Below are 393 nucleotides of genomic sequence, written 5' to 3' on the forward strand. Positions count from 1 at the left end.
TGGTGAATATGATCTCATCGCCAAGGTTTACATCCCCGAGGATGAGGATGTGGGGCATTATCTGTCGTCAAAGCTGTTTGACATTCCCGGCATCAGCCGGACGCTGACCACCATGACCTTCAAGGCCTTTTGACGCCGGGCGGGGGGGGGGGGGGGGGGGGGGGGGGGCGGGGGGGGGGGGGCCGGCGCGGCGCCGGCCGCCCCGCCCCCGCGCGGCCGGCCGGATTCTCACCGTCGGGGCGGGGGGGCGGGCGCCGCGCCCCCCCCGGGGGCGGGGCCCCCCCCCCCCCCCCCGGCCCGGCGTCAAAAGGCCTTGAAGGTCATGGTGGTCAGCGTCCGGCTGATGCCGGGAATGTCAAACAGCTTTGACGACAGATAATGCCCCACATCCTC

Annotated in this window: 1 protein-coding gene and 1 pseudogene; one reads left to right on the forward strand and one right to left on the reverse strand. The window is 71.2% G+C overall.

The window, feature by feature from the left end; translation table 11 throughout:
• Positions 1 to 133: Lrp/AsnC ligand binding domain-containing protein (locus V3C85_RS00040; RefSeq protein ID WP_331792946.1), on the forward strand; the 133-nt coding region annotated here is incomplete at its 5' end.
• Positions 134 to 303: 170 nt separating this feature from the next.
• Here V3C85_RS00040 and V3C85_RS00045 read toward each other — a convergent pair.
• A pseudogene (locus V3C85_RS00045) lies at positions 304 to 393 on the reverse strand (Lrp/AsnC family transcriptional regulator); the annotation flags it as partial.

It is taken from the genome of Pseudotabrizicola sp. L79, assembly GCF_036553525.1.
In the GTDB taxonomy this organism is placed as follows: domain Bacteria; phylum Pseudomonadota; class Alphaproteobacteria; order Rhodobacterales; family Rhodobacteraceae; genus Pseudotabrizicola.